Annotated in this window: 22 protein-coding genes and 1 tRNA gene; 7 read left to right on the forward strand and 16 right to left on the reverse strand. The window is 70.9% G+C overall.

Going from position 1 to position 21865, the window contains the following annotated elements:
- Positions 1-29: 29 nt before the first annotated feature.
- From EVJ50_RS01720 to EVJ50_RS01740, 5 genes are all read right to left on the reverse strand, one after another.
- Positions 30-401 (reverse strand): phosphomannose isomerase type II C-terminal cupin domain, encoded by a 372-nt coding sequence (locus tag EVJ50_RS01720; protein ID WP_150882083.1) that lies wholly within the window; start codon positions 399-401, stop codon positions 30-32.
- Positions 402-692: 291 nt separating this feature from the next.
- Positions 693-2324: an ATP-dependent RecD-like DNA helicase gene (locus EVJ50_RS01725; protein ID WP_191964827.1), complete on the reverse strand. Its 1632-nt coding sequence runs from the start codon at positions 2322-2324 to the stop codon at positions 693-695.
- A 44-nt stretch (positions 2325-2368) separates the two neighbouring features.
- Entirely contained in the window at positions 2369-6217 is a 3849-nt protein-coding gene (locus tag EVJ50_RS01730; protein WP_150882085.1) for a UvrD-helicase domain-containing protein, read from the reverse strand.
- Positions 6214-9561 carry an exodeoxyribonuclease V subunit gamma gene (locus EVJ50_RS01735; RefSeq protein WP_150882086.1) on the reverse strand — a complete coding sequence of 1116 codons (3348 nt, stop codon included), beginning with the start codon at positions 9559-9561 and terminating at the stop codon, positions 6214-6216. Before EVJ50_RS01735 ends, EVJ50_RS01730 begins: the two co-directional genes overlap by 4 nt.
- 12 nt (positions 9562-9573) lie before the next feature.
- Positions 9574-10263: a metallophosphoesterase gene (locus EVJ50_RS01740; protein ID WP_150882087.1), complete on the reverse strand. Its 690-nt coding sequence runs from the start codon at positions 10261-10263 to the stop codon at positions 9574-9576.
- Positions 10264-10390: 127 nt separating this feature from the next.
- On the opposite strand from EVJ50_RS01740, the gene EVJ50_RS01745 reads away from it, so the two are divergent.
- Positions 10391-10765 (forward strand): hypothetical protein, encoded by a 375-nt coding sequence (locus EVJ50_RS01745; RefSeq protein WP_225323023.1) that lies wholly within the window; start codon positions 10391-10393, stop codon positions 10763-10765.
- 6 nt (positions 10766-10771) lie between these two features.
- Here EVJ50_RS01745 and EVJ50_RS01750 read toward each other — a convergent pair whose 3' ends face one another.
- Both EVJ50_RS01750 and EVJ50_RS01755 read right to left on the reverse strand, forming a co-directional pair.
- Positions 10772-11089 (reverse strand): MgPME-cyclase complex family protein, encoded by a 318-nt coding sequence (locus EVJ50_RS01750; RefSeq protein WP_150882088.1) that lies wholly within the window; start codon positions 11087-11089, stop codon positions 10772-10774.
- Positions 11086-11835 (reverse strand): pyridoxine 5'-phosphate synthase, encoded by a 750-nt coding sequence (locus tag EVJ50_RS01755; RefSeq protein ID WP_150882089.1) that lies wholly within the window; start codon positions 11833-11835, stop codon positions 11086-11088. Before EVJ50_RS01755 ends, EVJ50_RS01750 begins: the two co-directional genes overlap by 4 nt.
- 192 nt (positions 11836-12027) lie before the next feature.
- Here EVJ50_RS01755 and EVJ50_RS01760 point away from each other — a divergent pair, with 192 nt between their 5' ends.
- The 4 genes from EVJ50_RS01760 (at position 12028) to grxD (ending at position 13980) form a co-directional block, all read left to right on the forward strand.
- Positions 12028-12714 carry a lysophospholipid acyltransferase family protein gene (locus tag EVJ50_RS01760; RefSeq protein WP_370455560.1) on the forward strand — a complete coding sequence of 229 codons (687 nt, stop codon included), beginning with the start codon at positions 12028-12030 and terminating at the stop codon, positions 12712-12714.
- A 77-nt stretch (positions 12715-12791) separates the two neighbouring features.
- Positions 12792-13295 (forward strand): hypothetical protein, encoded by a 504-nt coding sequence (locus EVJ50_RS01765; protein WP_225323136.1) that lies wholly within the window; start codon positions 12792-12794, stop codon positions 13293-13295.
- Positions 13296-13362: 67 nt separating this feature from the next.
- Positions 13363-13596 (forward strand): BolA family protein, encoded by a 234-nt coding sequence (locus tag EVJ50_RS01770; RefSeq protein ID WP_150882091.1) that lies wholly within the window; start codon positions 13363-13365, stop codon positions 13594-13596.
- 60 nt (positions 13597-13656) lie between these two features.
- Entirely contained in the window at positions 13657-13980 is a 324-nt protein-coding gene (gene grxD / locus EVJ50_RS01775) for a Grx4 family monothiol glutaredoxin (protein WP_150882092.1), read from the forward strand.
- A gap of 15 nt (positions 13981-13995) precedes the next feature.
- On the opposite strand, the gene EVJ50_RS01780 is transcribed toward grxD, so the two are convergent.
- Positions 13996-14268, reverse strand: coding sequence for a DUF6761 family protein (locus EVJ50_RS01780; protein WP_150882093.1), 273 nt, complete (start codon positions 14266-14268; stop codon positions 13996-13998).
- A gap of 199 nt (positions 14269-14467) precedes the next feature.
- On the opposite strand from EVJ50_RS01780, the gene EVJ50_RS01785 reads away from it, so the two are divergent.
- The gene (locus EVJ50_RS01785) at positions 14468-15256 is read left to right on the forward strand and encodes a response regulator transcription factor (RefSeq protein WP_225323024.1); all 789 of its coding nucleotides are present in this window, start codon (positions 14468-14470) and stop codon (positions 15254-15256) included.
- 27 nt (positions 15257-15283) lie between these two features.
- Here EVJ50_RS01785 and EVJ50_RS01790 read toward each other — a convergent pair whose 3' ends face one another.
- From EVJ50_RS01790 to EVJ50_RS01820, 7 genes are all read right to left on the reverse strand, one after another.
- A complete protein-coding gene (locus EVJ50_RS01790) occupies positions 15284-15841 on the reverse strand; it encodes a hypothetical protein (protein WP_150882095.1) in 558 nt (185 codons plus the stop codon).
- 11 nt (positions 15842-15852) lie between these two features.
- Positions 15853-16140, reverse strand: a complete 288-nt coding sequence (locus EVJ50_RS01795; protein WP_150882096.1) for a hypothetical protein — start codon at positions 16138-16140, stop codon at positions 15853-15855.
- A gap of 53 nt (positions 16141-16193) precedes the next feature.
- On the reverse strand, positions 16194-17690 hold the full coding sequence (gene crtH, locus EVJ50_RS01800) for a carotenoid isomerase (RefSeq protein WP_150884775.1): 1497 nt from the start codon (positions 17688-17690) through the stop codon (positions 16194-16196).
- 68 nt (positions 17691-17758) lie between these two features.
- Positions 17759-18292 (reverse strand): hypothetical protein, encoded by a 534-nt coding sequence (locus tag EVJ50_RS01805; RefSeq protein WP_150882097.1) that lies wholly within the window; start codon positions 18290-18292, stop codon positions 17759-17761.
- Entirely contained in the window at positions 18276-19685 is a 1410-nt protein-coding gene (trmFO, locus tag EVJ50_RS01810) for an FADH(2)-oxidizing methylenetetrahydrofolate--tRNA-(uracil(54)-C(5))-methyltransferase TrmFO (protein WP_150882098.1), read from the reverse strand. The genes EVJ50_RS01805 and trmFO overlap by 17 nt, the downstream gene beginning before the upstream one ends.
- Before the next feature lie 22 nt (positions 19686-19707).
- Positions 19708-19830, reverse strand: a complete 123-nt coding sequence (locus EVJ50_RS01815) for a photosystem II protein Y (protein WP_150882099.1) — start codon at positions 19828-19830, stop codon at positions 19708-19710.
- A 72-nt stretch (positions 19831-19902) separates the two neighbouring features.
- Complete coding sequence (locus tag EVJ50_RS01820) at positions 19903-20403, reverse strand: gamma carbonic anhydrase family protein (protein WP_150884777.1); 501 nt, start codon at positions 20401-20403, stop codon at positions 19903-19905.
- A 100-nt stretch (positions 20404-20503) separates the two neighbouring features.
- Between EVJ50_RS01820 and EVJ50_RS01825 the strand changes: the two genes are divergently transcribed.
- A tRNA-Lys gene (locus tag EVJ50_RS01825) sits at positions 20504-20575 on the forward strand.
- 4 nt (positions 20576-20579) lie between these two features.
- Here EVJ50_RS01825 and arsJ read toward each other — a convergent pair.
- Positions 20580-21863 carry an organoarsenical effux MFS transporter ArsJ gene (gene arsJ / locus EVJ50_RS01830; RefSeq protein ID WP_150882100.1) on the reverse strand — a complete coding sequence of 428 codons (1284 nt, stop codon included), beginning with the start codon at positions 21861-21863 and terminating at the stop codon, positions 20580-20582.
- Between the last annotated feature and the right edge of the window lie 2 nt (positions 21864-21865).

Genomic DNA, 21865 nt, shown 5'->3' on the forward strand with positions numbered 1-21865 from the left:
ATTTCAAAGGTTGTAGCAAAACGATACCATCAACCCGGGTTCGGTCCAGGGCCGCCGGGTTCTGTCACGCGGCCGTAATCATCCTCGCTCCGTTCCACATCCTCCTCGATCAGGAGGGTTCCCCGCTGCACCTCCACGATCTCCAGCCCCTCGGCTCCCGCCTCGGCGCGGTGCCAGGCCCCCTGCGGGATGGTGCAGGACTGACCCGGCGCCAGCGGCTCACGACCGCTCGGCCTGTGAATCCAGCCCTGGCCCGCTGTGACCACCCAGTGCTCGCAGCGATGCCGGTGGCGCTGAAGACTCAGCCGTTGAAGTGGATCGACGTGCAGGCGCTTGACCCGGGTGCCGGCAACATCCAGAAGCGTTTCATACCAGCCCCAGGGTCTGACAACCCGCTGCAATCGAGGGGACTCGCTGATGACGCTCTCTAGAAAAGAGTGGGAACAGAACTCCCTGGGGCCAGGGAGACCAGGGGGTTTCCGCAATCGCCAGGGGCACCTGATTCGGCGCGTTGACTCACCACGTTGCCGTGGACTGCGGCGGACCTTGAAACGAGACTAATGGAGCGGGGAGCTCTGTTGAGCAGGTGAGAGTCCAGATCAGCACTGGGCTGGTCTGGATCTCCTCCGTGGGAGGAGGATCTCTCCTGTGGCTTGAGTATGGGACGGCTTCTCCGTGCTGCGGCCTCCGCTTCACAGTTCTTCGATGGCTGGGGTCGTGATCACGGTCAGGTGGTCTCGCGCCCGACTCAGTCCCGTGTACAGCAGTCGGGCGTCTGTTTCCGTACCGGGGGGAAGCAGCAGGGTCACGGCCCCGTACTGGCTTCCCTGGGCCTTGTGGATGGTCAGCGCCAGGGCCGGCTCCAGCTCGGGAACGCGAGCGGGTGGCAGCCAGCGGGGGCTGCGGCCCGATGCCTCCGGAAACAGCAGCCAGGGCGTGTGATCGCGTTCCACCAGCACGCCCACATCGCCATTCACCAGATCGCAGTCGGGCAGGTTGCGGCAGCAGAGCACCGGAGTGCCCACGGGCCAGTGCTCCACCGAAGCATCGAACCGCTCGCCCAGCACCGTCCGCTGCAGGGTCTCCACCCCCCAGGCGCCGCGGCGCCTGGGGGCCAGCACCACCACCCGATCCAGTTCCTCCAGTAGACGCATGGCCGGGCTGGGATCGCCGGACGTCGCCGCGGCGGCGAGTTCAGCGAGGCGGGAGGCGTGTCGTCGCATCGCTGCGATGGCGGCCTGAGGGCCCCTCCCGGCCGGCGCCTGCGTCCAGCTCACGTTCGCCTCCGGCGCCAGGGCCGCCAGTCCGTGCGTCAGCGCCCCGGGGCCCTCCCGCCGGATGAGGCCGATCAGATCGGCGATCGCTCCCCGGTTCCTGTGCACCTGCTGCAGATGCACCCGGACCGCGCCCTCCACCGCTCCGCCGCGGCGGTCCTGCAGCTCCTGCCAGACCGCACCGGGGGCCACCGGTGCGAGCTGATCCGGGTCGCCCACCAGCACCAGGCGGGCGTCCGCAGGCAGGGCCAGCAGCATGCGCTCCAGCAGCACCAGATCCACCATCGACATCTCATCGATCACCAGCACGTCGATCGGCAGCGGTTCACGCCGGCGGCTTCCCGTGTCGCTGCCTCGGCCCACCAGGAGCCGGTGCAGGGTGGCCGACGGCGGAGGGTCCTCCAGCCCCTGGGCGTGCCAGGCCTCGCTGATGGCCTGACTCAGGCGGGTGGCGGCCTTCCCGGTCGGTGCCGCCAGCTGCAGCCGCAGCGCGGGTTGCCGGCGGTGCAGAGCCACCAGCATGCGGGCCACGGTGCTGGTCTTGCCCGTTCCGGGACCGCCGCTGAGCAGGATCAGCCGCTCGCTGACGATCAGGCTCAGGGCGCGTCGCTGCTGCGGGTCCAGTCCGATGGAGAGCTCGGCTAGCAGTGGATCCCCCCCCGCTCTGTCCCCGCCGTCAGGCTGTGCCGGCCTCTCCGGGGCGGACCGGGATGCGGCGTGCCGCTCGAGCAGGTGGCGGACCCGGAGCTGCCGCTGGTGCCAGCGCCGCCAGCTCCAGCGGCCGTTGCTCTCCACCAGCGGGCCCCGCTCGTGCAGCCAGCCCGCCGCCTGCAGCACCTGCCGGTGGCGCTCCGGCCAGCCGGTCCCATCCACCTCAGCCGGAGGCCCGGCTGCGATGTCGAGATCGAGCCCTCCCTCCGCCAGCGACTGCAGCAGGCAACGGTTCAGCTGATGCAGCAGCTCCCGTTCCTCCGGCTGCAGGCTGGAGGCAGAGCCGAATCCCCCCTGGGCACCCCGCCGCGCCAGGGCCTCGCCCAGGGCCTGCGCCACCGGGCTCAGCCAGGGGCGATCGATCGGTCCGGGTGCTGACGGCCTCAAGCGGCCTCCTCCCCGTGCATCAGGGCATCGATGGCCAGGAGCCGCTCCAGATGCACCGGCTCCACCCACATGCCCGGTACGCCGGATGGGTCCGCAGGGCAGGGCCCCGGCGCCCCGCGCAGGAACACCACGACGCTGCCTCCGAGATGGCGGGCGGGGTCGTAGCCGGGCAGCCGCCAGCGGAGATAGCGGTGCAGGGCCACCAGATAGAGCTGGGTCTGCAGGGGGTAGTGGTGCTCCTCGATCAGAGTTGCCATGCGCTCCCGGCTGTAGTGGGCCGGCCCGCAGGCCTGCACGGCCCCGTCCGCATCCCGCTCGCCGCTCCAGGTGCTCTTCCAGTCCAGCAGCCACCAGCGGGGAGGGCGATCGCCGCGGTCATCGCAGAACACCAGATCGATGGCTCCAGTCAGGAAGCCGCGGGTGGACACCGTCAGGCGCTCGAGCCGATCGGCGTAGGCCCGGGTGTGCACGCCGCCATGACGCCGGAACAGTCGCGCCAGTGCCCTGCTGGAGACGGGGGAGCCGCTGGGCTCGGGCTCCTCCCCGAAGTCGGAGCGGATCGCCAGCGGCAGATCGAAGGCCAGCTCGTTCAGCCGCCTCTCTCGCGGCAGATCGGCCAACCGCAGGGAACCCAGTGCGCCGCCGAAGGGAGTGGCGAACAGCTGTTCCAGGGCCCTGAGCAGCGGGCCGCGCTGCTCGGCCGGGAGCGCGGCCTCCTCGAGGGTCTGATCCACCAGCCGCTCCCGGGCCTGGAGATCGGCTGAGGGGCCGTACTCCAGTCGCTCGAGGATGCGGTGCAGACAGTCGCCCGCCCGGGCGCCGCGGGGGAAGCTCTCCAGCGGTCCATGGCGGGGCCAGTCCGACGGAATGGCGGGGAGGTCCCCGGCTTCCTCCACCGGTCTGCTCTGATCGCTCGCGCTGCCGTCGGCGGCATCCACGTCCCGGCCCTCCTCCCGCTCGAGCGCCGGAACGGCCGCGGCCTGTCGCACCCAGGTTGAGTAGCTGCTGCGGGCCCAGCGCTGGCCGAGGGGGCGATCGGGCACCGGGCCCAGCCCCAGGTCCTCGCCTGCTCCCTGGCCAGCGACTGACGGCGATGGCGCCGCCTCGCGGCCCTCACTGCCACCATCCCAGATCCGGAGCGGCAGCCCCCGTGACGCCACGGCTGCCTCAAGGCAGGCCCGCCATTCGCCCACCGTGCCGGGTTCACTCTCGGGAATCTGATCCGGGAACAGAAGGCCGTTCAGGGGGCCGGGCTCGCCGCCGCCCCGCCGCTTCACCGGCGTCCAGGCCAGCAGGAGCAGGTGCCGGGCCCTCGTCATCGCCACGTAGGCCAGCCGTTCCCGCTCCGCGGCGCGGGCGCGCCGATCCTCTTCAGCGGCCAGCCGGCCGTCGCCCCAGCGCGGGTCGAGATGGAGATCGATGCGGGGTGCCTCGGCGCCCTCCGGCTGCCAGCGCGGCAGCGGCAGCCCCCCCCTCGGACCAGCCGAGATCCCGGCCCACAGGGTGGGGCAGATCACCACCGGGAACTCCAGGCCCTTGCTGCGATGCACGGTGATCACCCGCACGGCGTCCTCGGCCAGAGAGCTGTTGGGCTGGCGTTCATCGGCCACGCTTCCCTGCTCGGGTGCCAGGCGCTGCTGGCGCAGCCAGTCGACCGCGGCCAGGGCCCCGAGCCCCTGCCGGTGCATCGCGTCCTGCACCAGTTCGGTGCTTTGCTGCAGGTCCGCCAGCAGGCGCCCGTCGCGGGCGAGAAAGGCCAGGGCGCCGTCCTCCAGCAGCTCCGAGAGGCAGCCGAGCAGACCCCTCTCCGGCAGGACCCGTGCCAGCCCATCGATGTGGGCGGCGAGACGATCCCAGCACTCGCTCTCGCTCAGCCGGGCGGCGCTCCAGCCCAGCAGTGGTGAGACGGCCAGAAGACGCAGCCGGCCCGGATCACCCGGATGGGCCAGAGCATCGAGCAGCCGCTGCAGCACCCGTGCTCCGGGGCTGGCCAGCACATCACCCTTGCTCACCAGGCGGCTGGGCAGGCCGACCCGCTCGAGGGCATGCCGGTGGGCCTCGGCCTGACGGTGGGTGTCCACGATCAGGCAGACATCACCGGCGCCCAGGCAGCGGCCACCCGGCTGCCCCGTCGGGCCCGAAGAGGGGTCTGCGTCGGCGGGAACCAGCTCGAGTCGGCGGTCCAGCAGGTTCCGCACCGCTGCGGCCACCCGGCCGGGGATGGTGCGGTCCAGCTCCCCCTTCCCCTGCGGCTCCATGCCGTCCGCCTGCGCTTCCGGCAGCCAGAGCAGCTGCAGTGGCGATTCGCCCTGCGGCAGCTGCAGCCGAAGTCCCCGCGCTCTGGCCCGCACCGGTGGCACCGGTAGATCGCTGCGCCGGAGCCCGGGTGCCATCAGGGCATTGAGGGCGTCGATCAGGGGCGGGTCGGTGCGGTGGTTGTCGGCCAGGGACACCACCCGGTCGGCCCCGGCACGGGCCCGGCGGTACGTGTCCAGATCCCCGCCACGGAAGCGGTAGATGGCCTGCTTCGGATCGCCCACCATCACCAGCAGATGCCCGGGCTGGCCGGCGAAGGCCCCCGCCAGGATTCGCCACTGCAGCGGGTCGGTGTCCTGAAACTCATCGATCAGAGCGGCCCGGTAGCGCTTCCGCAGTGCGGCCTGCAGCGCGTCCGCCCCCCGGGCGGGCCCACGGGGATCGAGGCCCCGCAGCAGGTCGCCGTAGCCGAGGGCGCCGCGGCGATGCCGGCGCCGATCCAGCTCGGCCAGAGCCCAGTGACTGAAATGGAGCAGCAGCCGTTCACCGGGGCCCTCGCACACACGGGCGATCGCCTTCTGCAGGCCGGCCTCCGGCAGCCGCGGACTGAGCTCCCCGGCTTTGAGGGCTGCTTTCCAATAGGCGCCCGGGTGGAAGTAGGCGCAGAGATCCTCCAGCTCCCTGCCCTTCCCCAGAGCCGCCGGATCGGGCTCCCGGTGGGCGGCCAGCCAGCCGCTGATCGGTGCGACCCGGTCCTTGCGCGGCTTGACCGTGTAAGGCGACGTCGGCTGGCCCTCCTGCTTCCAGCGCGCGGCCGCGGCGCAGAGGCCCTCTTGAAGCGCACCGGCCTGCTCGTGCCAGAGCGTGCGCATCCGCTGCCAGTCCCGTTCGACCAGGACCGGCAGCTGGTCGGTCAAAGGCTGATCGTGGAGGAGCCCAGCCGGCAGCGGCGGCAGCTCCAGGGAGGGATCCGCGTCCCAGCGGGCCAGAAGGATCTGCAGCGCATCCGGGCCGATGCGGCTGGCCTTCAGCCCCCGCAGCAGCCACGCCGGCATGGGCAGCACCTGCTGTTGCCAGTAGTCGTGGCTGATGGCCTGCAGCAGGGTGGTGGGATCCCGCTCCAGCCTGCAGTGCAGGGGCAGAGCGGCCTCGAGGCCCGAGCGTTGCAGGCTGCGCAGGCAGAAGCCGTGGATGGTGGTGATGTCGGCCCGGTGCAGCTCCTCAAGCGCCAGCAGCAGCCGGCCCCGATCCGCCTGAACGGCTCCACCCCGGCTGCTGCGGCGCTGCTCGATCCATTGCGCCAGCACCGCATCGTCCGGTGTTCGCTGGAGGCCGTGCAGCGCCTCACTCAGGCGCCGCCCGATGCGGTCGCGCAGCTCCGCCGCCGCCGCCTCGGTGAAGGTCACCACCAGCAGCTGCTGCAGCGACAGGCCGCGCTCCACCACCAGGCGCAGCACCAGATGGGCCAGGGCATAGGTCTTGCCGGTGCCGGCGCTGGCCTCCAGCAGCCGGGTGCCGGGGTCCAGCCCGAAGCGGTTCGGATCAAAGTCGCGCGCGCGGGCGCGATCGCCGGCCGGTGTCGCTGTCACCTCAGCCGCTCCAGCAGGGGGGTGTAGAGGGCCCGGCAGCACTCGAGGAACTCCTCGCTGCAGAGCTCCTCGGCGGCGCAGTCCTCGCCGAAGCAGAGGAGCATCTCCGCCCTCTCACGCTCGCTCCAGGCCTCGGGTTGCCCGCTTCCCTCCCAGGTCTCGCGCAGCGCCTCGAAGCCCTTGCCCGGCGACCCGTGCTCCTTCGTCTGATGGGCCCAGCCGGAGCGGGGGGGCACCGGCCAGCAGCGCTCCTCTGAGCCCGCCATCAGCTCCAGCAGCTGCTCCAGCAGGGGAACCGCCTCGCCCGGCTCCGGCGCCTGCAGGTCGGCCAGGGTCGTGATCTTGTCCCCCTCGCGGCCGATCAGCAGCGCCCGGCGCACTGCCTGGCCCGAGGCCAGCGCCAGCAGCAGACGGGCCCAGAGCTCCAGATGGGCCGGCCCGCCGGATCGCCGCAGCTCCACCAGCAGGAGTGTGTCGCCATGCAGGCGGCTGTCGGCTTCCAGGGTCCTCCAGCGGCAGCGGCGGAGACCGCCGGCTCCCAGCGGGGAGATCCGCTCCACCAGCTGGCGCCAGTTCCGATCGAGGTCCTCGATCGCCAGCTCGGCGGCGCTGCCTCCCGGCAGGTCTCCTGTTCCCTGCAGCGGCCGCGGCCAGTCGGGTGGATCCGTCGCGAGGGGGTCCGGCTTCCCGTCCGCAAGCCCGGCCTCCAGCGCCTCCTGCAGCAGCCAGCGACGCCGGTCCCCGGCCAGTTCGATCGGGTCGAGATCCTCCACCGCCTCGACCCACTCAGCGGCGTTGAGTCCCCGTCGGCGCAGCCAGAGCCGCTGCGGGGCCTGCAGCCAGGCCATCAGTTCCTCCCAGCCCGTGCCGCGGCTCTCCCGGGTCTGCGGCAGCGGTGGGCAGGCCTGATGCACGAGCGGCGGCCGGTCTGGTGCCGCCGGCGGCGTGGGCCGGTCGCTGCTGGCACGGCGCCGCTCCTCCAGCCATCCCTGCTCCAGTTGCCGCCGGGCGGCCAGCAGGCGGCGGTCGCAGCTGGCCGGTGGCCGCGGCGGAGCGCCGAGGAACGTGCTGCGCTCGAGCGGATTGGCCGGGTGCTCCTGCACCAGGTCCACTGCCGGCCGGGCCGGGCCGTCCGGGGCCGCCTGCTGCAGGTCGAGCTGCAGCAGGTCGATCCACTGCTGCACGGGAAGCGCCGGCGGCAGCGGCTCACCGCTGCGCTCATCCCGGCTGGTCCAGGTCACCACCAGGTGCTGGCGGGCCGACATCAGCGCCTCGAGCAGGGCATAGCGGTCCTGGTCGGCCCGGCTCGGGTCTCCCAGCCGCCGCTGCTGCTCCAGCAGATGGAAGCCCGGCCGGTTCTGGTGGCGCGGAAAGCAGGTGGCATCCAGACCCATCAGCACGATGACGCGGTGGGGGATCGCCCGCATCGGCTCCAGGGCGCTGATCGTGAGGGCACCACTGCGATGGCCGAAGCGGCCGCTGTCGGCCGCCAGGTCCTCCTCGAGGCCGTCGGCCACCACCGCGGCGGTCAGCTGGCGGTGGTGGCCCGCCGCCCGTTCCCCCCAGGCCGCGATCGCCCGCTCGAGCTCCAGCGGCTCCTCGGAGCCGCCGGCCGCTCCGCCCGAGAGCCGCGCCACCTGATCGCGGAGTTCGTGGCACCACTCCCGGGCGGGCCGGGGCCTGCGGAAGTCAATCAGGGTGTCGCGCAGATGCAGGAGCAGCTGCAGGCCGGGCCCGAGACGCTCCAGGTCCATCTCCACCGGGAAGGGTGCGGGCGCAGCGGCCGGGAGGACGTCCGGCACCGGCTCCGTCAACGTGGCCTCCGGCAGCACCAGGCCCAGCAGCAGCCGCTCGAGGGCCCAGCTGAGGGTGTGGCGCGGGTCTCCGCCGCGCTCGCGGCCATCGCAGCCCCAGCGGAACCCGGCCTCCTGCAGCGCCCGGTTCAGGGCCTCGCTGTCGCTGGCCTCCAGGGCAAAGGCCTGCAGGAGGCAGGGAAGGCTGAGCAGGGTCTCCAGCTCGGAGGCGGTGACCCGCTCGTCGGCCAGGCGCAGCAACCGCAGCAGCAGCACCGCCGGGCCGGCCTCGCCGTCCTGGCTGCGGTCGGTGAGCCGCCAGGGCAGGGTCACTCCCGTGGCGCCGCTGTCGGAGAGCACCGAGCCCAGCAGCGGCGCGAAGCGATCCACCTGGGGGGTCATCACCAGCACATGGCGCGGCTGCAGGGTCGGGTCGGCGGCCAGCAGCTGCAGGATGCGGTCGCGCACGATCTGGATCTGCCGCAGGCGACCGGGGCAGGCGTGAAACTCCAGGGAGGTGTCCTCCGGTGCCCGGCGCAGGGGGGCCTCCTGGTCCGGACCGAGCAGGCGCTGCTGCAGCTGATGCAGCAGGAGCGGCGCTCCATCGCCGTGGGCGGGCCGGTGGAACAGCCCCTCCTCGCGCACCGGCCCCAGCTGCGCCACGCCCGTGCCCTCGAGCAGCTGCTGGAACTCCGCCCCGAGCCGGCCGAAGCGTCCCTCCAGCGTGGGCATCTGCAGGAGCCAGTCAGGGTCCGTCTGCTGCGTTGTCGTCAGTCCTTCGCTGAGCTGCGCTCTCCGGTCGGCGCAGCGCTGCCACAGGTCGGGTCCCGGTGTGAGCAGATAGATCTCCACGGTGGTGATCCCGGAGACCGCCTGAAGCAGCTCGATCTGGATCGGAGCCAGGCTGCTGATGCCGAACAGCCGCAGCGGTCCGGCCTCCGCCGGCCACTGCACGCGACCCCGACGCAGCGCCTCGATGGCGCGCCGCGCCCGCAACCCGAATGGGACTCCGGCCAGCCTGGCGGCCAGGCGCCGGGTCAGCTGCGCCTGCCAGCCGTCCCCACTGCTGAGCTCGTCACGCATCCACCAGCGCGACAGCTCGTCCACCCGGTAGAGGCCGTAGTCGTCGAGGGCATCGGCGATCGCTCTCGCCAGCGACCAGAGGTTCCGGTCCACCGGCGCGGGTCCAGGCCGTGGTTCCGGCCCCAGCGCACCGGCCAGCACAGCTCCCTCCGGCGTCGCCATGAGGTCCTCCAGTTGATCGAGCACGGCCCAGACCAGTCGGTTCGCGCGCCAGTCGTCGGCGGCCGCCTCGTCCTCAGCCAGCAGCTCATCCACCAGCCGCCGCAGGCGGCTGCCCGGGAAGGGGAAGCGCACCTGGGCGCTCGTTCCGAGCGCCAGTGCCAGCCGCTCGGAGAGCCAGCGGCTGGTGGGCCAGGTGTTGACCATCACCTCCAGGGTCTGCCAGGGGGATGGCGGGTCGAGGCGCAGCTGCTCAGCGAGCAGGGCCGCCAGCCACTCGGCCCGGTTGCTGCGGTGAAGCACCAGCACGGCGGCAGGCCGTCAGCGGGGCACCAGCGCTGCTGGTGACGCCCCCGATGTGGCCTGCAGGATTCTGGGGCGGCCGGCGTGGCCGGGCCTCGCCGCGCCCGGCACGCTGCGCACCTCGCCGGTCTCAGGGCAGTAGGCGCTGAGCTGGCCGCCGTAGCAGGCCCCGGTGTCCACAAACACGATCGAGCCCATGCGGCGGACGGCGGGGCCCGGCGTGTGGCCGATGATCACATCACCGTGGCGGCCGTCGTAGTGGCGCCAGAAGGGGGCGCGCACCGACAGGTTCACCGTGTCGTCGTCCTCCAGGCCCGCATGGGTGGCCATCCACCCATCACCCCGATAGGTGGTCGGCAGCTGGGCCAGCCGCGGAGCCCAGGCCCGGCAGTGGGTCTCGCCCAACTGTTGATAGGTCCGGCTGGACCGGAGCCGCCAGACGGCCTCGGTGCTCCGTCCATCCAGGCCCTGCAGCAGATCCCGTTCGTGGTTGCCCATCAGCCACACGCCGCGCCCCTGACGCACCAGGTGCCAGGCGAGCTCCATGGCCATGGGGATCCGTGGCCCGCGGTTGATCACATCACCGCAGAGGATCAGCCGGTCCTCCCTCGGCAGCAGGCCGATCAGCAGTCGCAGGGCCTCGCCGCAGCCGTGCACATCACCGATGACCCAGTGCCTGCCGCCGGAGGTGCTCTCGGAAGCCGGCATGTGGGACAGAACGCGCCAGATCGTCCTCCATTGTTGCCCCGCTCCCAGCCGTCCCACAACGAACGGCTGAACCACCGGCTCCGGCGACCGGTGGTAAGACGGCTGTCCTTTGACGGGAGCAGACGGCATGGCCGGCACGGAACCGGACGCGATCGACCCCCGTTCCCTGCCGGTGGCCCGGCGGGTGCAGATCCTGGTTCGCGCCCTCGATGGCGCCAAGAAGACCAATGAGGCCCTGGCCGCCTGCCGCACCGGCGATGAGCTGGTGGCCGTGCTTCTCAATGCCTCCGCCAGGCTCGGACTGGCCCTCAGCCGCGATGATCTGATGCGGACGCCTCCGATCCGCGACTGGATCTGGTGGAAGGGCAACAGCGCCCTGCTGACCATCGGCGACGATCGCCCCCGCTACCAGCAGGACCGGCTTGCGCCGCCGCAGCCGGCGAAGGACGACGCGGCGGCGGGTGAGACGCCCCGGCGCCGGCGCTTCCTCGGGTTGTTCTGATCCGCTTCAGCCCTCGGCCAGAGGATCGGGAATGGAGGCGGACGGCGCCTCGAAGCTGCCGCGCACCACGAATTCCAGCCGCAGCTTCATGAAATCGATGAAGCGGGCATCGGTGGACACCACCGCTGCCGCGGGTCTCGGCACATCACCGGCCACCGCGCTGAGGGGCGCGCTCTCGAGGAAGGCCGGGCGCCGCAGCAGCCAGAAGTCCTTCTCCTTGCCCCGGCTGGCGAAGTGCTCCACCCGCTCGCGCAACACCTCCTCCAGGGGTTCCTCCTCCGTGAGGAAGCGCTCGCTGGCCGCCACGAAGTGGTAGGTGGTCATGCGGGTCTGACTCCGGAATCCTCAGAACAGCGGGGATTCTGGATCAGCGCCCGCATCTGCCGCACCGCCTCCTGCAGCCCCACGGCCACCGCCCGGGCCACGATCGTGTGGCCGATGTTCAGCTCCTCCATGCCCTCGATTGCCGCCACCGCCTCCACGTTCTGATAAGTGAGGCCGTGGCCCGCGTTCACGCGCAGCCCCAGCGCGCGCGCCCGGGCCGTGCCTTCGATCAGACGGGCCAGTTCAGCGGTGCGCGCCTCCGCCGCGGCCTCGGCGTAGCCGCCGGTGTGCAGTTCGATCCAGCGGCAGCCGGTGCGGGCGCAGGCCTCGAGCTGACGGGCCTCCGGGTCGACGAACAGGCTCACCGGGATGCCGCTCTCCTGCAGCCGCGCGGTGATCGCGCTGATCTCCCGCTCCCGCGCCGCCACGTCCATGCCCCCCTCGGTGGTCACCTCCTCACGGCGCTCCGGCACGACGGTGACCATGTCCGGCCGGATCCGGGTGGCGACCGCCACCATCTCCTCGGTGGCCGCCATCTCCAGGTTGAGCTTGGTGCGCACGGTGGCCCGCAGCAGTTCCACATCCCGGTCCTGGATGTGGCGGCGGTCCTCCCGCAGGTGGACGGTGATGCCATCGGCGCCCCCGAGTTCGGCCAGCAGCGCGTGGGTCACCGGATCCGGCTCCACCGTCCGGCGAGCCTGCCGGATGTTGGCGATGTGGTCGATGTTCACGCCGAGGCTGGCCATCGCGGACGGTTGGGGTCGTTCACAACCATCCATGCTCCCGCCTCGCTGCCGCCGACCGTGATGCGGCCGCTGGTGCAACTGCACGACACGCTCCGGGTGGCCGCCCCCGGCTCCGTAGCGTGAGGTGGTGCGTCAGCGGACATGGTGTCGGCCACGAGTGCCCCTACCGACTCCGGTTCTCCCACGCCAGCGATGACCCGCCGGGAGGCCAGTCTCTGCACCGGCATCGATCCCAGGCTGGCGCCGCTGGCGATGGTGCTCACCCAGGACGTGATCCTGCCGCTCCAGTTCCGCAGCGTGACCGTGATCGGCGCCGGCAACCTGCCCCGGCAGGGTCCGCTGCTGCTGGCTCCCACCCACCGGGCGCGCTGGGATGCTCTGCTGCTCCCCCACGCGGCCGGCCGCCGGGTCACCGGCCGTGACTGCCGCTTCATGGTCACCCGCGATGAGATGGCCGGACTGCAGGGCTGGTTCCTCAAGCGACTGGGCTGCTTCCCGGTCGATCAGAGCCGCCCGTCGATGGCCAGCCTGCGCCATGCCATCGACCTGCTCGGGGAGCATCAGCAGGTGGTGCTGTTCCCTGAGGGACGCATCCGCCGTGCTGATGAACCGATCCGCATCAAGCAGGGTCTGGCCCGGCTCGCCCTGATGGCCCATGCCCGGGGGGTGCCGGTGCAGGTGGTGCCGGTGGGCATCGGCTACAGCCGCTCGCGACCGGCACCCCGGGCCGCGGCGGCCCTGTGTTTCGGTGAACCGCTGGCGGTGAGCGGGTCGGGCCGATCGGCCGTGACCGGCCTCTCCCAGCAGCTCTCGGCCGCGATGGCCGCCGCCGAGCAGCGTGCCCGACGCCACGTGGGGAGGCCGATCGCCTCGGCTTAACATTCCGGCCTCATCGCCTCCGAGCCGTGCTGCCCGCCTTCGTCCTCCGCCGCCAGTCGCTGCGCAACCGGCTGTGGATGGCTCCGGCGCTGGTCGCCGCCTGCCTGCTGCCGGTCGCGCCGATCCAGGCTCAGGACGAGTCCGGCCGGGTGCTGGCCCAGCCCCAGACCGGCTTCAATAACGATGCGGTTCGCTCCTTCCTGGCCCAGGGGGATGCGGCGGCCGCGGCCGGCAACTTCGCAGAAGCGAGGGCCAGCTACGACAAGGCCCGTGACGCCTCCCGCAAGCTGCTGGGCTTCTACCGCGACCTGGGCGGCTCCTTCCGCGGTCTCGATGCCCGCATCCCGCGTGAGATGGATCAGCGGGGCCGCACCTCCCTGGAACTGCTCGCCCAGACCAACCTGCGCCTGGCGGCCCTGTTCCGGCGTCAGAACCAGCCCGAGGTGGCTGTTCCGGTGCTGGTGGAGGTGGTCAAGCTGATGACCCCGTCGCGCGAGGAGGGCCGCAAGGCCTACCAGTCCCTGATCGAACTGGGATTCGTCGACACCCCCTACACGGCTCCCCCTCTGGGTGGCTCCTGATCCGGCCGGCGTCAGTTGACCCTCCGCAGCACGTACATTCCAGGGCATTGATGAGCCCGATCAGCCCATGGTGACGCCGGATCAGGTGCGCGAGGCGATTCAGTCGTCTCTGCCGGATGCATCCGTTGAGGTGGAAGACCTCACCGGCGGTGGTGATCATCTCTCGGTGAAGGTGGTGTCCAGTCGCTTCAGCGGCCTCAGCCGCATTCGTCAGCATCAGATGGTCTACGCCGCCCTCAAGGGTGAGCTGGCCACGGAGGCCATTCACGCGCTTGCTCTGAACACGGCCACCCCGGCCTGACGCATCGCCGCAGCCAACGCGGCGGCCTCACTCCCACTGTTGTCTCCTTTCTCCAGTTCCATGGAACCCGCCACCAAGCAACGCATCGAGAGCATCATTCAATCTAGCCCCGTCGTGGTGTTCATGAAGGGGAACAAGCTGATGCCTCAGTGCGGCTTCTCCAACAACGTGGTGCAGATCCTCAACTCACTCGGCATCAGCTTCGAAACCTTCGATGTCCTGAGCGATATGGATGTGCGTCAGGGAATCAAGGAGTACTCGGAATGGCCCACCATCCCTCAGGTGTACGTGAAGGGTGAGTTCATCGGCGGCTCCGACATCCTGATCGAGATGTACAACTCCGGCGAGCTGCGCGAGAAGCTCACCGTGGCCCTGGCCTCCTGAAGGCGGCGGCCAGCCTCAGCCCCGGTGGCTTCTGGGTTCGTAGAGCACCGCCACATCGCCATCGGGGCCGATGAAGCTGGAGGGATCCATGATCCAGCGATCCACCACCTGCTCCAGCCGGTGCTGGTCGCGGGGGTCCAGCTGGCCGGAGCGCCTCAGGGCGTGCAGATAGCCGTCGGCGTAGAGCCGCAGCTCACTGGGGCTGTGATAGCGGCTCGTCAGCTCCTGGCATGCATCGCACAACGACTGGAAGTGACGGATGGCCTCGGGATTCTCCAGGGCAGTCATGGCGATGAGCGCCGCGGTGGTCGATGCAGGGGCCGGGTGCGACGGGAAGCAGCGGCTCGGACCGTTGGGACGGGCGCTGCAGTGACGACTACTGGCCGGCCATGCAATATCCCTTACCGTACCGAGCGCAACCACGTTCTGTGAGATCCCGTCACGGGATGTCCTCCGCCCCGTTCCTTCATCCGACATCCATCTGCGCGTGACTTCCCAGACCGATCCCTCTCTCCCTCCAGGCGCTGAGGCCGATCCCTCCCCCAAGCGGGTTCTGGTGGTCGAGCCGCACCCCACCCTGCGCACGGTCCTGGCCCAGAGGCTGCGTCAGGACGGCCATCTCACCGCGGCGGTCGCCTCCGCCCGTGAGGCGCTCGATCTCTGCGCGGATCAGTCGCCGGATCTTCTGGTCAGCGCCGAGATCCTCGAGCACAGCTCGGCTCTGCGGCTGGCCACCCAGCTGCGCTGCCCCGCCATCGTGCTCACGGCCCGCTCCGGCGCCGAGCCGGTGGTTACCCTGCTGGACGCCGGCGCTCAGGATGTGCTGCGCAAGCCCTTCGGTCTCGAGGAACTGGCCGCCCGCTGCCGGGCCATGCTGCGGCGCGGCAACACCGGACTCCAGGAACAGGTCTGTGTCGGGCCCCTGAAGGTGCATCTGCTGCTGCGCCAGGTCACGCTTCAGGATCAGCCCGTTGAGCTGTCCCCCAGGGAGTTCGCCCTCCTCTGCGCCCTGCTGATGCCGCCCGGCATGGTCCGCAGCCGTCAGCAGCTGCTGCGCATGGCCTGGCCACCCTTCAGCGGCGGCCCCCGCTCGGTCGACACCCAGGTGCTCACCCTGCGGCGCAAGCTCGAGCAGGCCGGCCTCGGCGAGGGCGGTGGCATCACCACCGTGAGGCAGCAGGGCTATCGCTTCAGCCTCGACACCATTCCCCTCGAGCCCTCGGACGACAGCCGCAGCAGCGGTGTCGGGGCCCCGGTCAATCAGGCGGTCGGCTGACGCCGGTGCTCCGCCGGCAGCCGATGGTCAGATTGGGCCGCTGGTCCAACCCAGCGCGCCTGCGGTCATCTCCCCGGCCAGCATCAGCCCGCTGAGCACGGCGAGGAGCCGGTAGGTCCAGGGCGGGGTGAGCCGGCCCACGCCAGCCAGATCCAGACCGCTGCGCTCGTGCAGCAGCTCGAGGAACCGATCGAAGCGCTCCAGCCGCTGGGGCAGCAGCAGATGGCGGCCATCCCCGGTGCGGATGTAGTGCACCCGTCCCCCCTGGCTGGTGGTGACCGGCACCAGCCGCTCCACCAGGGGCCACTCCACACGCCACGACGAACCGCGGAAGGCCGCGGCGGCCCAGGCCGGCCAGCTGCGCTCCAGGGCTTCCGCGCTCACCGTGACCCGCTCGCTCAGCAAGGCCAGTACCAGCAGCAGCCCCAACGGCAGGGCCAGCAGCATGAGCAGCCTGGCGTTGCCGCTGGCCATCAGCGGCAGCGGCAACGCCAGGGCGCCATAGAGAAGAATCAGAGTGGTGCGGATCAACGGATCGAGCCCGAAGCTCTCGCTGGTCCGTTCCGTTCCGGCTTCGGCTGACATGGCGGGGTCCTTCAGCGATCGTCCGCTGAGCCGGGCAGCGGTTCGATCAACGACGGCGGCTGATACACGCCCCCGAACACCTCGGCCTCGCGACCCTCCCAGAACGCACCCAGCTTCATCAGGTCGCTGTGGGCTTCGCGCACCCGTTCGAGGTAGGTGTCCGGATCGAGAGTGTCCTTCTCCTCCTTGAGCCGGGCCAGACGCAGCATCTGCAGCATCCAGGGCTTGCTGAGCTCGCCGCGGGCCTCCAGGTAACGGGCCAGATCGGCGGATGAGGGGGGCGGCGACGCCTCGGACATGCGGAACACCACGGTTCAGCGCAGCCTATGGGGGATGGCCTGGCCGCCGGGGCTCAGGCCGGCAGGGCCCAGGGATTGAGACCCAGATCGGCACCGACCCGGTGGGCGCAGGCAAAGCCGCTGAAGGCCACCGCATTGAGCCCCTGGCCGGGGAAGCAGGAGTCGCCGACGCAGTAGAGCCCGGGGACCCCGGTTCGGTTGAACGGCATCGGCAGCAGGCCGGGCAGCCTGCGGGCGGGGATCGGGCCATAGCTCCCCTGGAAGCGCCCGAGGAAGCGCCGGTGGCTGCGCGGTGTGCCCACCTCCCGGTGGCTGATGGCCTGATGCAGCCCGGGCAGGATCGCCTCCAGCCGGGAGATCAATCGATCGGCCGCCGCCTGCTTGCGGGCCGCATAGGCGCTGGGCCCCAGGTCCGTCCAGGTCTGCATCGACGAGGGGGTGAAGGCATGGACGATGTGGTGCCCGTCGGGGGCGAGGGCCGGATCCAGCAGCGTCGGAATCGACACGAACACGGTGCCCTGCTCAGCCTCCATCTCCTCCCAGGTCTCCAGAAGCAGGTGATGGCAATGGCTGCCGGCCGGGATCACATCCGCCCGCACGCCCAGGTGCAGGGAGAGGAAGGAGGGCGAGGGCACGTACCGGCGGCGCCAGCGCTCCTCGGAGGCCGGGGTGTGGGCCTCATCCACCAGGGCCTGGGAGGCTCCTCCTCCGGCGAAGGTGTCCCAGCGGGTGGCGTTGGAGATCACCCGCCGTGCCCGCAGCTCCTCGCCACTGGCCAGGGCCACGCCCACGGCACGCCCCTGCTCCAGCAGAACCCGGGTGACCCGGGCGCCGTAGCGGATTGCACCGCCGTGACGATCCAGGCCCCGCACCAGCTGGGTGGCGATGGTGCCCACACCGCCGCGGGGGTAGTTGATGCCGCCGGCATGGCGATCGGAGAACACCATGCCGGCATTGATCATCGGGGTGCGGTCGGCCGGCATCACCGACCAGCAGAAGCACTCCATGTCGATGAAGCGCAGCAGTTCCGGGTCCCGGATGTGGCGCCGGGCCACATCGCCCGCATTGACCGGCAGCCAGCGGGCCAGGCCCAGACAGGCGAGCGGAGCCCGGAAGAACACCTTGGTCAGATAGGCGGGATCCTCCAGCGACAGCAGCGGCATCGCATCGAGGCAGCGGAACACCTGCCAGCAGGTGTCGTAGAAGCGGCGGATGCCGGTCGCCTCGTGGGGAAAGCGGTTGGTGAGGGTGGCCAGGAACGTCTCGTAGTCCCGATCCACCGCCAGCTGCAGACCTCCCGGCAGGTGGTACTCCAGCTGAACGGGGTCGGGGATCGTGTCGCAGTGCTCATCGACCGCCGCCAGGGCCCGGGTGAGCAGGTTGGTGGTGCCCTTGCTGCCGAAGCCGAAGATCATCGAGGCGCCCACATCGAAGGTGTAGCCCTCGCGCTGGAAGGCCCCGCCACTGCCTCCCGGAATCAGGTACCGCTCCAGCACCAGCACCTTCGCTCCCTTTGCGGCCAGCTGGGTCGCGCTCACCAGCCCGCCCATGCCGGAGCCGATCACGATCACATCCCAGTCCTGGCCCTGCACGTGCTCTTCCGAACGGTGCTGGAACCCTAGGGGTCAACCGGCGGCGGAGAGGGACGGCCGGCGGAAGCCGGCTCCGCTCGCTCGCTGCCGGGAGCGAGCCGGACCACGGCGCTCAGGCCTCCTGCGAGAACGGCCAGCGCCGCCGTGATGGCCAGCCCGCCACGGAGCAGATCCCGTCGCTGTCGCTGTCTCAGGGCCGTCACGTCCGGCCCGCTGAGGCCGGCGCGGCGCAGCACGCGCAGCATCGCCCCACGCAGCCGGAGGGCCTGACCACCAGCGCCCATCAGCTCGAGCCGGCCGGTCAGCTGCACGGTCGTCCCTGCTGGGGCCGGTCCGGGCTTCAGCGTCCAGTCCAGATGGACCGGCAGCAGGGCGGGGGAACCTGCGCCGCTGATCCAGCGAGGCCGTTCACGGGCCTGGATCCGCTGGCGTCGCGGCGCAGTCTCCACGGACTCGATCAGGAACCTCTCCCGTTCCAGGGCTTGAATCAGCTGCTCCCGCAGGCGGACCGCATCCCTGCCGCTGCTGAGTTGTCCCTGGATCTCAAGCTGCCTCACCATGGCCGCCGGTCGCCGCGGGCATGGACCGCATCGCCGCCGGGACCGGACCGGTGTCCAGATCCCGCAGGGCCCTGTCGCGGTAGGAGCCGTAGCGGGCGCGCTTGTCGCGGACGCGCTCCGGCAGGGGAGGCATCAGGGCGAAGTTGGGCGGCATGGGCTGGAAGCTGCCCTTGCCCCCGGCCGATCCCTCGCTCACGAAGTGGGTCAGGGCGCCCATCATCGTGGTCCGCGGCAGCACGATCGGCTCGAGGCCCAGCACCAGCCGTGCCGCATTGGTGCCGGCCAGCCAGCCGCCGGCCACGGCGGCGGCATACCCTTCGGTGCCGGTGATCTGACCGGCGGCCAGCAGCGATGGGCGCCGCCGGAACTGGAGGGTGGGGGAGAGCAGCTCGGGCGATTCGAGAAAGGTGTTGCGGTGCATCACCCCGAACCGCACGAACTCGGCCCGCTCCAGGCCGGGGATCAGCCGCAGCACCCGCTGCTGTTCGCCCCAGCGGAGGTTGGTCTGGAAGCCCACCAGATTCCAGAGCCGTCCGGCCCGGTCCTCCTGGCGCAGCTGGACCACCGCGTGAGCCCGCCGGGCCCGGCGCAGATCGCGGTCGTTCACGTCGCCCCAGCGCGGATCCCAGAGGCCGATCGGCTTCAGCGGCCCGTAGCGCATGGTGTCCTCGCCGCGGCGGGCGAGTTCCTCGATCGGCAGGCAGCCCTCGAAGAAGCGGGCCGTGTCCTGCTCGAAGTCCTTGAGGGGGGCCTGCTCGGCGTTCAGCAGGGCCTCGCGGAAGGCGCCGTACTGCTCGCGGCTGAGGGGACAGTTGATGTAGTCGGCATCGCCGCGGTCGTAGCGGGAGGCGCGGAAGGCCACCGCCATGTCGATGCTCTCGCCCTGCACGATCGGGCTGGCGGCATCGAAGAAGTGGCAGTCCTCGCGGCCGGTGAAGGCCCTCAGCTGCTCGGCCAGAGGGTCACTGGTGAGCGGTCCGGAGGCCAGCACCGCGATCCGGCCCTCCTCGGGCAGCTGCCGCTGTTCCGCGCGCCGGAACTGGATGCGGGGGTGATCCGCCAGCCGGCGGGTCAGGTCGCCGCTGAAGTGGCCGCGATCCACCGCCAGGGCGCCACCGGCCGGTACGGCGTGATGGTCGGCGGTGCTGATCACCAGCGAGCCGAGTCGGCGCAGTTCCTCCTGCAGCAGGCCGGCAGCCCGGTCGCTGGAGCGGGCACCGAAGCTGTTGCTGCAGACCAGTTCGGCCGCCTGGTCGGAATGGTGGGCCGGCGAGCGCTGCAGCGGGCGCATCTCCACCAGCTCCACATCCACCCCGGCAGCCGCGATCTGCCAGGCGGCCTCCGTGCCGGCCAGGCCGGCACCCACCACCAGGACCGAAGCAGCGGTGCTCACGGGTGGGACGGGGTCAGGCGGCTCAGGCGCGTGGGCGGTCGAGCATCATCTGCAGCTGGCCCACGGCGGCCCGGCCGATGTTGAACAGCGCCCAGCCGAGGGCCAGCAGCACCGGAAAGGCAACGATCAGCAGCCGGAGGTCCATCGGTTCGAAGCGGGCTTTGCGCGGCGATTTTACGGAGAGCCCGCCGGTTCGAGCCGGCGCTGCTGTGATCGTTCACCCGGCGCTGCGGTGCAGCCGCGCCAGCTCGCTGTAATGCCGTGCGTGCTGCCGCTGCTTCTCGGCATCCGCCGCGCTGATCTCCCGCCGGCTCAGCGCCGGAACCCCGGCCACCAGGGTGCGCTCGGGCACATCCCGCGTCACCACCGCACCGGCGGCCACCAGGGCGCCTTCGCCCACGTGCACTCCGTTCAGGACCACGGCACCGATGCCGATCAGGCAGCCATCGGCCAGGGTCGCCCCATGAATCACCGCCCGGTGCCCCACGGTCACATCGGCGCCGATCCGCACCGGCTGGTCCGGATCGCCGTGCAGCACGGCCCCATCCTGCACATTGCTGCCGGCGCCCACATGGATGGCGCTCAGATCGCCGCGAGCCACCGCCATCGGCCAGAGACTGGCTCCTGCCTCGAGGGTCACATCGCCCACCACCAGCGCCTGGGGCGCCACCCAGGCCTCCGGATCGATGGTCGGTTCCGGCCAGGGTGCGGCGCGCATGGGGGTGGGTCGGCTCACGGCATTCTCCGCCGCTCCGGACGCCATGCAGCCGCGTGATACGTTCAGCTTGTTCCGGGCTGAGCAGCCCATGGAACGGTTCGGGTCGCTAGCTCAGCGGTAGAGCACTCGGCTTTTAACCGATTGGTCCTCGGTTCGAATCCGAGGCGACCCATTCTTCAGGCCAGAGCCTCCCGCTGCGACTGCGGTGAGGGCAGCCGCAGGCTCACCATCCAGGAGGCCAGCACCAGCAGCGTGGAGCACCACAGGCAGGCCTGCATGCCGCCGCTGCCGCCACCACCGAGCAGGAACACCCCACCGGAAAGGAGGGTGCCGGCGAGTCGGCCGGCGGCGTTGGCCATGTAATAGAAGCCCACATTCAGGCTCACCTGCTCGGCATCGGTGTAGGCGAGAACCATGTAGGAGTGGATCGAGGAATTCATGGCGAAGACCACGCCGAAGCCGGCCAGTCCTGCGGTGATCGCCACGCCAGGGTCACTGCTGCGCCAGAGCGCCACGGCGATCAGGGCCGGCACGGCGCTCAGAACAGCACTCCAGAACGTCACGGCGCTCGGCCCCGGAGCCTCGCTGCTGCCCCAGAGCCGGCGGATGCCGGGTGCGGCGCCCTGAACGATGCCGTAGCCCACCAGCCAGAGGCCCATGAAGCCGCCCACCTCCCAGAAGCGCCAGCCGAGGGCGGAGCCGAGAAACACCGGCAGGGCCACCACGAACCAGACGTCTCGCGCACCGAAGAGAAAGAAGCGGGCCAGGGAGAGCACATTGATGCCTCTGGATTTCGAGAGCAGGCTGCTGAAGGCCGGCTTGCGCTTCATCCGGCCCATGCCGTCGGGAAGCACCAAGGTGAGCAGGAACGCCAGCGACAGGCCTGCCGCCATCCAGGCCACCGCGGCGTTGAATCCCACCAGGGTGAGCAGCAGGCCACCGAGGAAGAACCCCACGCCCTTGAGCGCGTTCTTGGAGCCGGTCAGCACCGCCACCCAGTGGAACAGCTGTCGGTCGCCCCGGCTGGCGCCCGGTGTTTCGGGCACCACGGTCTTGATGGCGCTCTTGGCACTCATCTTGTTGAGATCCTTGGCGATGCCGCTGATGGCCTGAGCCACCATCACGTAGGCGACGCTGAGCAGCTTCGGCCAGGTGGCGGCCACGGGAACGAGCATCAGCAGGGCCAGGATCTGCAGCAGCGTTCCGACCCAGAGCGTCAGCCTCAGGCCGTAGCGGGCACCGATCCAGCCGCCGGTGAGGTTGGTGAGGATGCCGAAGAATTCGTAGAAGAGAAACAGAAACGCGATCTCCAGCGTGGAGTAGCCCAGCTCATGGAAGTGGAACACCACCAGCATGCGCAGCGCTCCATCGGTGAGGGTGAAGGCCCAGTAATTGGCCGTGACGATGGCGTATTGCTGCAGGTTGGAGAGGGGTCGGGCCAGCCGGAGCGCTGAAGCCATCG

It is taken from the genome of Synechococcus sp. RSCCF101 (genome assembly GCF_008807075.1).
Classification (GTDB): Bacteria; Cyanobacteriota; Cyanobacteriia; order PCC-6307; family Cyanobiaceae; genus RSCCF101.